We start from the raw sequence: 14,299 nt of genomic DNA, 5'->3' as shown, positions 1-14,299 counted from the left end.
TCCTTCCTCCAACGAGCTAATATATTGTTGATTATATCGAATTGCACCCAATTCATTCATCAATAAAACAGAGCCGTCATAAAAGCGGCTCTGTATCATTTCATTATGTCCATTATGAAGGAGATAGCTGTTTCTGTTCATGAATAACCGTTTCAAAATGGCGAACAGAAAGCATCTGTTCATCCAGCAAATGACGGTTCCAAATGTGCTGCAAAAAGAGCTGGGCAATCAAGCGATTCCGTTCATTTTCTTGCGCGCGCTTGAGGGCGACAACGCTTAAATAAATGTCGCAAAGGCGGTTGGCAATTTTTTTCGCGTGGAATGTTTGCACCTCTTCCGGTTGGCCGTCAAGCTGTTTCAACGCTTCCGCAAGTTCGTGCAATCCTTGCTTCACCGGGGTGGCGAGCCGCTCTACATCGGCGGAAAGCGTAGAGAGCGCCTTCGTCATTTTGGCAATAAACTGCTCATGAACACGATATTTGCGCATTAACCGTAATACTTCCAGTCCTAAAATGTTGGCCGTCCCTTCCCATACCGTCAGCACTTGCGCGTCGCGAAGCAAGCGCGGTGTCACAAAATCTTCGATATAGCCGTTGCCGCCGTGCATTTCGATCGCTTCATGGGCAAAGGCAATCGCTTCTTCAGCGGTGCGCATCTTGAGCAAGGCGATGAGAAGACGGTTCCACGCTTTTTCGTCCTCCGTCGCTTCATCCGGCGCAGTCATGACGCGGTCGAACACGGAAATCATTTGAAAGCAGGCGCTCGTTTGTACTTCTTGCCTTGCCGTCAAATTGGCGAGCGTTTCCCTTACCATCGGATAGTCGGTCAGCTTGCGGCCAAAAGCGGTGCGGTTAGCTGCATACTGCTTCGCTTCCTCTAACGCCCGCTTCATAATGCCGATCGACCCGACCGCATTGCAGACGCGCGACAAGTTTAACGCTTCCATCATATAATAGAAGCCCTTTTTCGGATCGCCGATGACATACGCTTTCGCTCCGTCAAAGACAACCTCTGCGGATGGAACGGCGCGCACTCCGAGCTTATCTTTCAAGCGGCGGATTTGAATGCCGTTTAGCGTGCCGTTTTCGTTGCGCCATGGGACAAGAAATAAGCTTAGCCCTTTTGTTCCCGGCTCGCTCCCGTCGATGCGCGCCAAAACGGTGGCGACACCGCAGCGGCCGGCGTTGCTGGCAAAATATTTTTCTCCATACAACTTGTAATGATCGCCGCACGGAACGGCGCGCACCGCATTGGCGCCAACGTCAGAGCCGCCCTGGCGCTCCGTTAAAAAAGTTGCACCTTCATATAGCTCGACTTCCCCGGTAGAGATCACATGCGGCAAATATTTCTTCTTCAACTCCTCATCGGCAAAATGATCAAGCAAATAGGCGGTAGCCATTGTCAGCGTCACCGGGCAATAAAAACCTGTCTCCACCTGTGACAACAGGTAGCCTTGCGCGTACGAATAAATGTAATTTCCTTTCCGTCCCAGCTCAGGAATCGGCTTATGGACGTAGCCGACGATTCCCGTTTCATACGTTTGTTTCGCGGTCTGCTGGTAGCCTTCATTGACCCATACTTCGGAAATATCATTGCCAAAGCGATCGTATTTGATCAGGCGCGGCTGTCCTTCACGGTCGGTGTGTACAGCGCGGCGGTCAATATCAGTCATGCAAAGCTGATAGAATTGTTCCAGCTTTTCTTCGGCATAGGCATACAACTCGTCATCTAAATACTTTTTCAAGTTGGCGAGTAAATTCGGATCAACGTCGCGCAGCCGTCTCATCGTGCTTCCCCCTCAACACTTGTTTTAACACCTTTCCTGTCGCGTTGCGCGGCAGTTCCTCGATTTGCTCATATAAGCGCGGAATTTTATAGTCCGCGATCTTTTCTTTTAGAAAACGTTTACAATCTTCTGCAAGATTTTCCAACGGTTTGGCGGCAACGACAAACGCTTTTGCCGTTTCTCCCCATTCCGGATGCGGAACGCCGACGATCGCGACATCGATAATATCTGGATGTGTGCGCAGCACATCTTCCACTTCTTTTGGATAAATGTTGACGCCGCCGGAAATAATGATATCTTTTTTACGATCGACCACCCAAATATAGCCGTCTTCATCGCGGCAGGCCAAATCGCCGGTATAGACCCATCCGTCTTTGATCGTTTCTTTCGTCTTTTCTTCATCTTTATAGTAGCCTTTCATCACGCTTTCCCCGCGCAGGACAATTTCGCCGATTTCCCCCGGTGGTACTTCCTTCCCTTGGTCATCGACGATTTTCACTTCGCAGTGAAGGGCGGCGTATTTGCCGACACTGCCGGCTTTTGCTGTGTGCTCTTCCGGCGATAAATACGTTCCGTTCGGACCCGCTTCTGTGAGACCGTACAAACACATAAGGCGGTCGGTGCGGAATTGGCTGGCAATAAACAACACCTCATCACGTGACAATGGCGCGCCGCCGTACGTCCAATAGCGGATGGAAGAAAGATTATAGTCATGCAGGCGCGGATGCTTTGCGGTCAGTAAATAAGCAACAGGCGCGCCAAAAAAGTGGGTGATTTCGTGCTGTTCGACGAGCTGGAGCAACGCTTCTGGAGAAAACGCTGGTGCTAGTACATGGGTGGCGCCGACATAGGTACCGCCGACAAAAAACAAATGCAGCGGTGCGGAATGGCTGAGAGGCATCATATGCAAAATGCGGCTGTAACGGTCCATTTTCGTCTCGATGACCATCATCGTCGCGACGGCAAAAATGTTGCGGTAAGTAAACAATACTCCCTTCGGCTTCCCTGTTGTTCCCGATGTGTACAAAATCGTTGCTTCATCCTCTTCGTTCAGCGGGCAAACAATCGGATCCGGCGCCCCTGCCGCTATCAAGTCAGCCATGGATGCCCAGCCATCGGCTGCTTCTCCTGTTTTGATCCAAATGACATTCCCTTGTCCTACCAGCGGGGCAAGCTGCCCGCAAATCCATTCATGGGCGATCACCGCTTTGGCTTCACTATGATGAAGAATATATTGTACTTCGGAAGCAGTGAGGCGCACGTTTACTGGAACGACAATGGCGCCAAGGCGAAGCACGGCAAAATACGCAAACGCAAATTCTTTCGTATTCGGCATATACAAAATGACTTTATCGCCTTGGCAAATGCCAAGCCGGGAAAGCGACGAAGCCAAGCGGTTGACCGTCCGGTCGACCTCTACGTACGAAAGCTCTATGTCCCCATCAATGATCGCAGTCTTATCCGGAATTTTTCTCGCATTGCGGGCGAGCAGCTCTGAAATGTTCATCCATCCGATCCCTCCAATTCGCGCAATCGCTTTTCCAAATCCACTAGCATCGCTTCCATCTCCTCTTTCAGCTGCATAAGATCGTCGATCCGCTCATTCACCTCCTTTATTTTCTTCCTTCCATATTCAATCGTTTTTTCCAGCTGTTTCCGTCCGGTGCGGTCTTGATCAAAAAGCGAAATCATTTCATGGATTTCCTCAAGCGAAAAGCCAAAGCGCTTGCCTCGCAAAATCAGCTTTAATTTCGCGCGCTCCTTTTTTGTATACAGACGCTGCCCCGATTCCGTGCGAATCGGCGCAATCAGACCGCGCTCTTCATAATAGCGGATCGTCCGTGTGCTAATATCAAATTCCTGTGCTAACTGGGAAATCGTTAAGTAATGCATGGTGTTCCCTTCTATCTTTTTAATTTTCCGAATTTTATTTTAATTTACGTTTACGTTAAAGTCAACTAAGTTTTTAGCTCTGTTATCGCTTGTTGTTGATTTTCGACCAAAAGAAAAACCACCTTCTTTAAGGTGGCTCCTCTCATTGACTGTAAGTGGGGAATTTTATTCCGGCTATATATCATCGGCTTTAACACTGTGGAGTGAACCTTCGAAAGTAGACATGTATAAAGGTACCCATACAGAAAATAAAAAGGAGCCGATACATGATACGAAAAGAAGAACCTATTAAAGTTACTCACCAGAATGGAAAATTGGAGCAGTCTAAAGAGCCTCGATAGGAGAAAGTGTAAAGATGATTGTACATCACCTTGATATTACTGATCCTGACTATATTTATAAGTAGATTGAGCAATCTGGAACGTATGGGAAGTAGGCTTAAAAAGAAAAATCGGGAATCATCTCCAAGATAATTTATTGATTTATATCAAATTATTCTTATGTTTATTAATCATTGATTTGGTACCGTCAAGAATTTTGTGTGATGATTAAGATATATAGGGTATCTCTGAAATAAATTTGGATAGATGGGAGGATTTGTCCTCTCTTATTTGTTAATTGTAACGTTCTTCAGATATTCGTTGGAGGGCTTCATAAGCTTCAGCAATTCTCCGTAACTTTCGCCCTGTACATTTCTCATTAAAGTCTTGGTCTGTAATTATAATAGGACAGTACATAAGAAGGTCGGAGTCTTACTCCGCTTTCTTTTTTATCCACTTATTTGCATAGCACCTCATATTTAACACCATACTCCCTGCACCAAGCCTCCAGCTTTTCTTTTAGTTCCGGTGAAACAATCAGCCGGATATGAATATGTAATAAATTAAGACGGAGTGGGAACTCCGCCTTTTATCACATTGCTTTTGCGATTTCGACCAATAAATTCATTAGCAATGCCATCATTTGAACGAGAATATAACTAATAGCCGCGTTTTGAATCATCGAATAACCTTTTTCTTTACATTATTACCTTATTTATTTTTTTCGCCATTTTCGTTTTCACAATATATTGACCAATAATCCATGACAAAGCAGAAGCAGAAGAGATAACTAACGCCCGAACTATTCCATCAATATCCATTTCATAAGGTTTAGATATTCCCCCAAAAATCATTATAAGAATAAAAAAACCTAGAAAATAAATAAAAAATCTTCCTATTGTTTGTTTCAAATTATCCCTCCTTCCAGAGGAACCCATTGCCATAAAATCAATCTAGGCTCTTATGGCAATGGGTTGTAAAGAAGTTTCTACTTTATTGATTCTTTGCTACACATTTTACAAGTTAAGGTATCCGTTATTCGGTACATGATCCTTTGAATCTATACGGGCAAAAATTTTGCTACCTGGATCCGTTGCCCACATTAACACGTTAAATAGAACATTAGCAGCATTTGCTACATAACTAGCAATTCGTGCAGATATACCTTTAGCAAGAAGTTTCTTTTTTAGTTCATTTGCAAACATGATTGCAGCTCCGTCAGCAAGATATTTCTTTGATAGGTTTCTTAGATAAAGAGAAAGTCCACCAATTCCCCCACCAACAAGTGCAGTTATTCCCCAATTAATAGCATTACTTATAAACCATTTTGAATTCCACCAGTGATTTCCCCAATAGTACCCATCTGGATCGACATGCATTACAGGATTATTCGCAGCATATGCAAACATATTTTCCAATAATGTGAAATCACCTTTATGCATTGCAGGTTCTGTTATGGCGAGGTCAGTAATACCCTTTACAACCATTGCATTATCTGCATTAATGAACCTACCCATTTCAGGATTGTAATACCTACTCATCAAATAGTATAACCCAGTTTCCTCATCATAATAATAACCCGCATAACGGTATGGGTTGGCTGATGCCATGGCGCCGGTTTTGGAAAGAATATTCCCCCACGCATCGTATTGATATTCCGCAACGACATTTCCGCTTGCATCCGTTAATGCCATGACATCTCCGTGGCCGTTAAGGTGATAATAGTAAGTGACTCCACCTTTGGTCATCGTGACTGGGTGGCCGTCTGCGTCCCACGTATACTCCGCCACGATGTTATTGTTGGCATCTGTTTCATATAGCACTTGGTTCGAGTCGCCATCGTAGTGATAATAAATGGTTTCGTTTGATGTGGTTTTGCTGATCCGTCTTCCAAGCTGATCATACGTGAATGACGCGATGGTGGCGCCAGACGCATTTTTTACTTCAATGAGACCGGTTGTCATCATCGTACACAAATGTCTTATTGCCATTGTTCGTTAAATTGCCATTGGCATCGTACGTGTACGCTTGTCCGTTGACGGCCGTTAATTGGTCGGCGGCGTCATACATGTACGTTGTTGTAGTAGTCGTCGTTCCATCATTTACGATTTTCTTCGTGCGGTTCCTGACAGCATTGTATTCGTATGTGTTCGGATGTTTTCTTCGTTTCGTGTATATCAAAGCTCTCTTCATTTGGTCACTTCGATAATAAAAAAACAACCTCAGCGAGTGTCCAAATTCATTAGGGGGCTAATGAGCAATTTCGTTACCAAAATTCACAAAACAGGAATATTTTGGTGAATCGTTGGTTACATGAAAAATGCAATAAGAAGTAACCCGAGACCTGTAAGAAATCCAGCAATTAAACTAGCGTTCTCCATCAGAAAATCTAATCTACATTTATACGTAGGTTTGTATGAGTAAAATCTTTTTATTGACCATAATCCAAAAATAATAACAAAAAGTAGTCCAAACAAAACTAACATCGAAGTGTCTTTCTTAATTGTTATAATTTCCGTTTTTACCTCCTCTAGTAATTACTCAATATTAACGATTGGGACCAAGTATAATTTTAATTCTTTTTACTTGTTGACATCTAGTTTTAATTCAAAAGAAAATGTGTTGGTACTAGGCTTACTGTTCAGGATGATATCTTCCTTTACCGCATCTCCTTGGATACGATATCGTACATCTGTTTGTTCAAATAACCCTTTATAAGTGATTTCATTATTTTTCACAACACCCTGTACATTTTTTCCTTGTACAGGGGTGAAGGAAAGGCTTTTATCATTTTCTTCGACAGAAACAAGTTCAGCTTGATTAGATTGTTCTGCAAACTTTGCTTTAAATGCATTTGCTGTGTTTTCAAACTGATTTGCCTCGCCCGGCTTTAAGTCATTGTTGATTTTTTTCCACTTCTTATCATTAGGATCTTGATAAAATTGAGGCTGTAAGTAAATCTCTTACGTAAAGCTTCCATCTGGATTTAAGTAGCGTGTCGAATACTTTGTCCGTTTACTTTCTAATTCCAGTTTTGATTTTGGAAGTTTCCTAGGTAGCTCACCAATATCAGCTTCAATGTTTTGTTGTACTGCCCGTTCCGATTTACCAGGAGCAGCTTGTGCAAATGGGGGAGCAAGGAAACTAAAAATTAAACAAAATGAAAGAATAACAGCGATTAGGCGATGGTGATTAGGCAGCGGCTTCTCTATCACTTTATTTTTCTTCCTTTCGTAATTCTCTGATCATCCGGATGGCAGTCAAATTATAGCAATATGGTAGATATGTTAGGAATAATCCAATTATTGTAAAATGACAACCGATAGCTTTCATGCTTACAAAATGGCGGAATTTCCCCATTTTCCGCCGTTCCCGCTTGATTAATGATAAAAGATAAAAAATAACCATTATTGTTCAAAAATGGTAAATTCACCTTTAAAGACGAATTTCAGACTGTAGACAAAAAGGGTTACAGACGAATGTCTGTAACCCTTTTTAGCTTGCTGGCAATCTGAGCAGAGGGCTTTTCCTCCTTAACTGCTCGCGCTCGTATAAAAGCGAAGCGCAAAGCGCCAAAAGCGGCGCGCCAGCCATAAAAAGACCAAAGCCAGCAAAACAGCGATGAGCGCGGTCGCCATATTCCACTTTCCTAACAGGGACAACGCCGGCATGTTCGTGATCACCGCGGCGGGCAGTACATATGTCAGCACGACGCGCACCCAGCCGCGGTACATGCCGACCGGAAACCGCGCTGTTTCAAAAAACGAATCAAAAATAAAGGACAAGTCGTCAATGCGGATGACCCAAAACGATGTCGTCATCAACATCATCCATAACGAATAAATTAACACGAATGACGCCGTGATGGTGATGAGAAAAATCAGCACATCGAATAACGACGGAATATAACGCTTGACCATCAAGCCGTAGCCAATGACGCCAAGGCCAAGCAAAACGTCAATCAGGCGCCAAAACACCAAATGGCGGAAGCTAACGTAAAACATGCTGTCGACCGGTTTCGTCAAAATATAATCGAGCGTGCCGCGGCGGACATGTTCGAGCAGGCGCGGCATATTTGGGCGTAGCGTAAAATCAATCATCCCTCTAAGCGTATTAAAGACGCCAAGCAATACAAGCACATCGGCATACGCCCATCCTCCCAATTGATCGGTCTGATAGAAAAAGATGTTGACCGTCAAAATCGCAATTCCAATGCCAAAAAAGCTGGAAACGAGATTGCCGAGAAACTCGCTGCGATATTCCAATTCTTCCACAAAACAGGCGCGGAAAAACTCGCGGAAAATCCGCACATATCTTCGCACGCTTAACCACCTACCGCCTGATTTTTCTTTAATCCCGCTATCCATATCCACCGCAGGGCGATAATGAACACCGCGACCCAAATCGACGCGATGGCAAAACCTTGCAGCATATCGTTGCCGTTGGCCGCTCCGGTAACGATGTCAATCGGAAACCCGATCATATAGCGAAACGGCAAGAAGACGCTCCATTGCTGCAGCATCGGCGGAAGCATGGACAGCGGCGCAATCCGCCCCGATAAAAATAAGGAAATTGCTTCTAGCACGCCATAGACCGCCGTGACTTTGGTAATCCAAAAGCCGAGCAGCCCGCAAATGTAACTGAGCAAAAAGCGAAGCGCAGCGCCAAGCAGCACCGCCGCCAAAAACAGAAGTGCCTGTCCGCCTGTCACATCAAAGCGAAGCGCGGGCACAAACAGCGCCGCTATCGCCCATATCGGCGCCAAGATAGCTACAAACAATACTTTATACACCACATTTTCCGCAATCGCCCAGTGAATCGGATGGAGTGGGCGAATAATATAGTTGGAAAACGTCCCTTCGCGAATTTCGCGATCGAGCTCCCAAACGTCCCAAGCGCTCGTCATCCGCTCGACAAAAATGACCGCCATAAAGTAAAAAAGGAAAGCATCGCTTTGGGACGGATCAATATTCATCCATACGACCATCGTAATGAGCGGCTGAACAATCGCTCCCGTCATCCAGACGAGCGTTGCAAGGCGATAGGCTAACATTTCAATATATTTCATGCGCAGAAGGGCGATGTATTTACGAATCATGCAACCCCTCCTGAAACGCGCGTGTAATCACTTCTTCCATCGGCGGGTCTTGAATGTTAATGTCATGGACGTGGAAATGCTGCAAAAAATGCGCCGACACTTCTGCCACTTTCTCCCGCGCCACCCGCAATGCCACATTGCCGTCTTCGATTTCCACAACCTCTCCGTAATCTTCCCAGCGCACATCAGGCACCTTGGCAAAGCGAACTTCAAGCCGCTTGTACGGGGCGAGTTTCTCCGTCAGCACCGTCAACTCCCCATCATAAATCAGCTTTCCATAATTAATAATCATGACGCGGTCGCACAGCGCCGTCACATCGCCCATATAATGCGACGTCAGCAAAATCGTCGTTTCATGCTCTCGATTGTAATCAACGATAAAACGGCGCACTTTTTCCTGAGTATGGACATCAAGCCCGATCGTCGGTTCGTCTAAAAACAATACTTGCGGGCGATGCAATAGCGCCGCCGCCAGTTCGCAGCGCATCCGCTGCCCAAGCGACAAACTGCGCGTCGGTTTGTCTAGCAGCGGCGCTAACTCGAGCAATTCGACCAATTCGTCCAACGTTTCGCGAAACGTCCGGTCATCGATCTCATAGATTGCTTTGTTGACTAAAAATGTTTCCATCGGCGGGATATCCCAAATGAGCTGGCTTTTTTGCCCCATCACCAAACTCATCATTTTTTTAAATTCGGCCTTTTGTTCAAACGGAACAAAGCCGCCGACTGTAATTTCTCCTGACGTCGGGTGCAGAAGCCCGGCGAGCATCTTCATCGTCGTCGTTTTGCCGGCGCCGTTCGGGCCTAAAAACCCGACAATTTCCCCTTTTTCAATCGTAAACGAAATATCTTTGACTGCTTCCACCACCCGATATTCGCGCCTCCACAAGCTGCGCACGGCCTCCAGCCAGCCCGCCTGGCGGGCGTGCACGCGAAATGATTTATGCAAATGCTTCACGTGAATCATCGTTTTCTTCCTCCAGCTAATGCCAAGAAAGTTTTGTCCGTACATTATTTTTATATGATTGGCGAGCAGCATGCAAACAAAAAGCAGACTTCCGAAATTAACTGTACTTTAAAGAGGAGGACATAGCCCACAGCGGGAAGCGCAGCGAATCCTTTAAATTCCAGAAAGGCTTTCCCCTATCAAAAGATCGATGAAGCCATTAAAAACTTATACAAGCCAATATGAACTTTCAATTAACAGTCAGTATAGCTGAAGTAATCTAAGTCAATTATGATTGCATATTTATTTTAATATTTTTATAATTATGTAAAATATATTCGATATGGGGGAACTAAAATGGAACTGATTCCTGAGTCCGCTAATTTCATGGACTATCTGGAAGAATTAGATGTGATCGATTTTTCCCATCCTTTCATCCAGAAAAAAATAAATGAATTGTTTCATGAAGGGCAGTCAGAAATCGAAAAGGCTAAAATAGCGTTTGAATTTGTAAGAGATGAGATTTCGCACTCGTGGGATATACAAAGCACAAGAGTTACATGTAAAGCTTCTGAAGTTCTTTTCTATAAAGAAGGAATTTGTTATGCCAAAGCGAACCTATTAGCAGCTTTATTAAGGTCTCAAGGAATCCCGACAGGTTTTTGTTATCAACGGCTCATGCTATTCGATACACCTGACAAGGGTTATTCCCTTCATGCGCTGAATGGCGTTTTTCTTAAATCATTAAATCGTTGGATTCGTTTAGATGCTCGTGGAAACAAACCAGGAGTACAGGCGGAATTTTCTATAGATCAAGAGATATTAACATTTCCAGTCCAAGAAAAGTTTGACGAAAAAGATTTTCCAATCATTTATACTAAACCGAACCCAAAAACGATTTCCGTTTTAAAGGAACATACAGATACGTTAGAAATGTATAAATATTATTTGCCTGACAATTTATAAAGATTCACCTCTTTCATATATATACTTTTTTTAATTAATAGTCGCATTAGTTCGTGAGAAATAAAAAAAGGTAAGCAAACATATTATACATGACTAATGGTGCTTACCTTTATTTTTTAAGGATTTTTAGATTTTAGATCTCGATATAATAAAAACCTGCCTTCAGCGGGCGGAACGCGCCAGTACGTATAAAAAGTACGGAGCGCCGACAATAGCGACGACAATACCGGCGTGAATTTCCGATGGCTGCAGCACCGCGCGACCAACCGTATCTGCCCCTAATAACAGACACGCCCCAAGTAATGCCGACGCCGGCACGACATACGCATGATGCGCGCCAACAAGCCGCCGCGCCAGATGAGGGGCGATGAGTCCGACAAACCCGATCCCGCCGCTTACCGATACAGAAGAAGCAGCTAGGGCAACGGCGGCCGCCAGCAACTGCAACTGCTCTTTTGCCACCGCCACCCCAAGTCCGGTGGCGATCGTTTCGCCAAACGATAGCGCGTCCAGCACACGGGCTTTGTAAGATACGAAAAGAAACAGCCCCATCACCCACGGCAACAGCGCCCACACATAGTCCCACGTCGCTCCCCAAATGCTTCCCGTCAGCCAAACCGCCGCAAATTGATACAGCTCTCTGCTCAACCGCAGCGACAGCACCGTCATGAGCGCGCTTAACCCCGCGGCGACCGCCACACCTGTCAAAACGATGCGCCCGGGAAGCAGTCCTTGCTGCCGCTCGTACGACAACGCAAACACGAGAGCGGCCGCCAGCGCGCCGCCGATAAACGCAAGAAACGGGAGAAAGAGCGCAGGCGCGTCCGCACCGGTCGGGAACAAGGAAAGATACAGCACCACCATCACTCCCGCGCCGGTGGAAATTCCTAACAGGCCTGGGTCGGCAAGCGGGTTGCGCGATATCGTTTGAATGATGCATCCGGACAGCGCCAGCCCGGCGCCTGCGAATATCGCAATCAACATGCGCGGCAGACGAAACTCAAATAAAATAAGCTCCTGCTTTGCCGTTCCCATGCCAACGAGCGTTTTTACCACTTCCATCGGATTCATGCGGCTTACCCCTGTATGAAGGCTGATGGCAACGATCGCAAGCAGACAAAGGAAAAGAAGCAGAATCACCATACGACGGCGGCTCATGCAAATTCCCCCTTCCGTTTGCGGGAGACATACAGGAAAAACGGCACGCCGATTAACGCAAACAGCACACCGATCGGCGTTTCATACGGCGGGTTAATCATCCGCGCGCCAATGTCCGCCCAAATCATCAATAACCCGCCAAGCACCGCGGAACACGGAATGACATAGCGATAATCGACACCAACAACAAAACGTGCCAAATGCGGAACAATAAGGCCGACAAAGCCGATCGGGCCGACCGCCGACACCGCTCCGCCGGCAAGCACCAGCACCACAATCGCTCCCGTTAACTTTACCATTTTCGTTTTTTGCCCTAATCCGACCGCTACTTCCTCTCCAAAACTGAGAAGCGTTATCGACCGCCCCAATAATAAGGCGAAAACTAAAGCGGAAACAAGCCATGGCGCTAGCAGTTTCAGTTGACTCCATTTCACTCCTGCCACACCGCCGGCAAACCAAAACGCCAATTCCTGGCTTAGCTGAAAATGGATCGCGATTCCTTCGCTAAGCGAGGTAAACAAGGCGCTGACCGCGGCTCCCGCCAGCACGAGGCGAGTCGGCGTCACGCCGCCTTTAGAAAGCGCGCTGACCCCATACACGAACGCCGCGGCAACCGCGGCGCCGCAAAACGACCAAAGGATAAGCGCTTGATACGAAAGACCGGAAAAAAACGCAAAACAGACCGCCACCGCTAATGTCGAACCCGCATTGAGCCCAAGCAGCCCGGCATCGGCAAGCGGATTTCGCGTCATTCCTTGCATGATCGCGCCCGCAACGGCAAAACCCGCACCGACAAGCACATCGGCAAGGGAACGGGGCAGGCGCAAATCGCGGATCACGGCATGGGCGGTTTGCCGCGCATCGTAATGAAAAAGCGCATCCCACACGGTCGCCAAACCGATATCCGCCGCGCCGACCGATATCGCTGCGGCGATGCTAAAAAGAATGGCGCCCAGTCCAACGACTAGCACCAGCACCGCCGCCCACGGGCGCGACGACGATTTTCGATTTTTTTCCCGTATTCCTGTTTCCATTTTCTCTCTCCTTGCTAGCAGCACATCCTATTTTTGTTTAGCGGAAAGAAGCGTATCGACGACAAGATCGAGCTGATGTTCAAGCGAAATGGCATCCGAAAACCAAATGTCTTCGATCTTCATTTCATAAACATGATGGTTTTTAACCGCATTTAAGTTTTTCCAAATCGCGCTGTTTTTCAGCTCTTTTTCCGCCTGTTCAGTTCCGTCCATTTTATATACCGTCCAAAACATATGATCAGCGGCATAGTCAGGCAACGCTTCTAGCGAAATCAATTTCCATTGCGGGCCTTGAATCACTTCTCGTTTAATTTTCTCCGGCGGTGTCAGTTGCAAAGCGTTATAAATAATTTGACCGGCGTGGCCAAAATTGTCGCCGATGGCATAAAAATCTTTTCCTTGCAGTTTATAAATGCCAACAGTTTCATTTTCGCCGATGACGCCTTTAATTTTTTCACGGGCGGCTGCCGCTTTCTTTTCAAATTGTTGAATCCATTGCTCCGCTTCCTTTTGCTTGCCGAAAAGCTCGCCAAATACCCGCATTTCTTCTTGAATGCCTTTATAATGGCCAAAAGGAATTAAAACAGTCGGAGCGATTTTCGATAGCTGTTTGTATTGGTCTTCCAAATATACAATAATTAAATCCGGATTTAATTCAACGACTTTTTCTAGGGAAATCGGGTTTCCGACGTTTTCAATACCTTTCGCTCGTTCTTTTATGTACGGGTTTTCCATGACCGCTTGCGTGACGCCGACTGGTTTGACGCCAAGCGCCAGCGCGTTTCCTAAAAATTCATACGGCATCACCACCCGCTTTGGATGAGCGGGAATTTCGACTTTTTTGCCGTTCGCCATCGTAAATGTCTTCATTGCTTTCTCTTCTGTTTTTGCCTGCTTTTCCGAGTCCGTATTATTTTTCTCATTTCCGCAGGCGGCTGTGAATACAAGAATAAGAACCACCATTATCATCCATGCTATATTTCTTTTTTTCGTCCACATCTTCTTGATCCCCCTCTAAACGATAATGAAAACCACAACCAATAGAAATGATAATCATTTTCATTAAATTTGTCAATAAAAAATGGGGAAGCTAACCCT

15 protein-coding genes are annotated in these 14,299 nt (G+C 45.9%); 1 reads left to right on the top strand and 14 read right to left on the bottom strand.

The features are described 5' to 3' along the window. Positions 1-112 precede the first annotated feature (112 nt). From HT574_RS04945 to HT574_RS04905, 11 genes are all read right to left on the bottom strand, one after another. A complete protein-coding gene (locus tag HT574_RS04945; protein ID WP_175243668.1) occupies positions 113-1,786 on the bottom strand; it encodes an acyl-CoA dehydrogenase family protein in 1,674 nt (557 codons plus the stop codon). Continuing rightward, entirely contained in the window at positions 1,764-3,293 is a 1,530-nt protein-coding gene (locus HT574_RS04940) for a class I adenylate-forming enzyme family protein (RefSeq protein WP_175243667.1), read from the bottom strand. The genes HT574_RS04945 and HT574_RS04940 overlap by 23 nt, the downstream gene beginning before the upstream one ends. Then, positions 3,290-3,679: a MerR family transcriptional regulator gene (locus tag HT574_RS04935; RefSeq protein WP_175243666.1), complete on the bottom strand. Its 390-nt coding sequence runs from the start codon at positions 3,677-3,679 to the stop codon at positions 3,290-3,292. Before HT574_RS04935 ends, HT574_RS04940 begins: the two co-directional genes overlap by 4 nt. A gap of 1,018 nt (positions 3,680-4,697) precedes the next feature. Further along, entirely contained in the window at positions 4,698-4,910 is a 213-nt protein-coding gene (locus tag HT574_RS04930) for a hypothetical protein (RefSeq protein ID WP_175243665.1), read from the bottom strand. A 105-nt stretch (positions 4,911-5,015) separates the two neighbouring features. Further along, on the bottom strand, positions 5,016-5,966 hold the full coding sequence (locus tag HT574_RS19660) for an RHS repeat domain-containing protein (protein ID WP_217499375.1): 951 nt from the start codon (positions 5,964-5,966) through the stop codon (positions 5,016-5,018). After that, complete coding sequence (locus tag HT574_RS19655; protein WP_217499374.1) at positions 5,944-6,192, bottom strand: hypothetical protein; 249 nt, start codon at positions 6,190-6,192, stop codon at positions 5,944-5,946. Before HT574_RS19655 ends, HT574_RS19660 begins: the two co-directional genes overlap by 23 nt. Before the next feature lie 389 nt (positions 6,193-6,581). Then, positions 6,582-6,905: a hypothetical protein gene (locus HT574_RS20635; RefSeq protein WP_483874547.1), complete on the bottom strand. Its 324-nt coding sequence runs from the start codon at positions 6,903-6,905 to the stop codon at positions 6,582-6,584. A gap of 57 nt (positions 6,906-6,962) precedes the next feature. Beyond that, complete coding sequence (locus tag HT574_RS19780; RefSeq protein ID WP_254698563.1) at positions 6,963-7,214, bottom strand: hypothetical protein; 252 nt, start codon at positions 7,212-7,214, stop codon at positions 6,963-6,965. 318 nt (positions 7,215-7,532) lie between these two features. Then, on the bottom strand, positions 7,533-8,321 hold the full coding sequence (locus tag HT574_RS04915) for an ABC transporter permease (protein WP_175243664.1): 789 nt from the start codon (positions 8,319-8,321) through the stop codon (positions 7,533-7,535). Positions 8,322-8,323: 2 nt separating this feature from the next. Beyond that, positions 8,324-9,097 (bottom strand): ABC transporter permease, encoded by a 774-nt coding sequence (locus HT574_RS04910; RefSeq protein WP_175243663.1) that lies wholly within the window; start codon positions 9,095-9,097, stop codon positions 8,324-8,326. Then, on the bottom strand, positions 9,087-10,064 hold the full coding sequence (locus HT574_RS04905; RefSeq protein ID WP_081161872.1) for an ABC transporter ATP-binding protein: 978 nt from the start codon (positions 10,062-10,064) through the stop codon (positions 9,087-9,089). The genes HT574_RS04910 and HT574_RS04905 overlap by 11 nt, the downstream gene beginning before the upstream one ends. Positions 10,065-10,400: 336 nt before the next feature. On the opposite strand from HT574_RS04905, the gene HT574_RS04900 reads away from it, so the two are divergent. Then, positions 10,401-11,009 (top strand): transglutaminase-like domain-containing protein, encoded by a 609-nt coding sequence (locus HT574_RS04900; RefSeq protein WP_175243662.1) that lies wholly within the window; start codon positions 10,401-10,403, stop codon positions 11,007-11,009. Between the two features lie 162 nt (positions 11,010-11,171). Here the strand turns inward: HT574_RS04900 and HT574_RS04895 are convergent, their stop codons facing one another. Genes HT574_RS04895 through HT574_RS04885 form a run of 3 tightly spaced genes read right to left on the bottom strand, consistent with a single transcriptional unit; the run spans position 11,172 to position 14,200 of the window. Beyond that, positions 11,172-12,167 (bottom strand): FecCD family ABC transporter permease, encoded by a 996-nt coding sequence (locus HT574_RS04895; protein WP_175243661.1) that lies wholly within the window; start codon positions 12,165-12,167, stop codon positions 11,172-11,174. After that, the gene (locus HT574_RS04890; protein WP_175243660.1) at positions 12,164-13,201 is read right to left on the bottom strand and encodes a FecCD family ABC transporter permease; all 1,038 of its coding nucleotides are present in this window, start codon (positions 13,199-13,201) and stop codon (positions 12,164-12,166) included. Before HT574_RS04890 ends, HT574_RS04895 begins: the two co-directional genes overlap by 4 nt. Before the next feature lie 27 nt (positions 13,202-13,228). Then, entirely contained in the window at positions 13,229-14,200 is a 972-nt protein-coding gene (locus HT574_RS04885; RefSeq protein WP_175243659.1) for an iron-hydroxamate ABC transporter substrate-binding protein, read from the bottom strand. Positions 14,201-14,299 lie beyond the last annotated feature (99 nt).

The organism is Parageobacillus sp. VR-IP, assembly GCF_013357975.1.
GTDB lineage: Bacteria > Bacillota > Bacilli > Bacillales > Anoxybacillaceae > Saccharococcus > Saccharococcus caldoxylosilyticus.
This window is presented reverse-complemented; position numbering and strand designations above follow the sequence as displayed.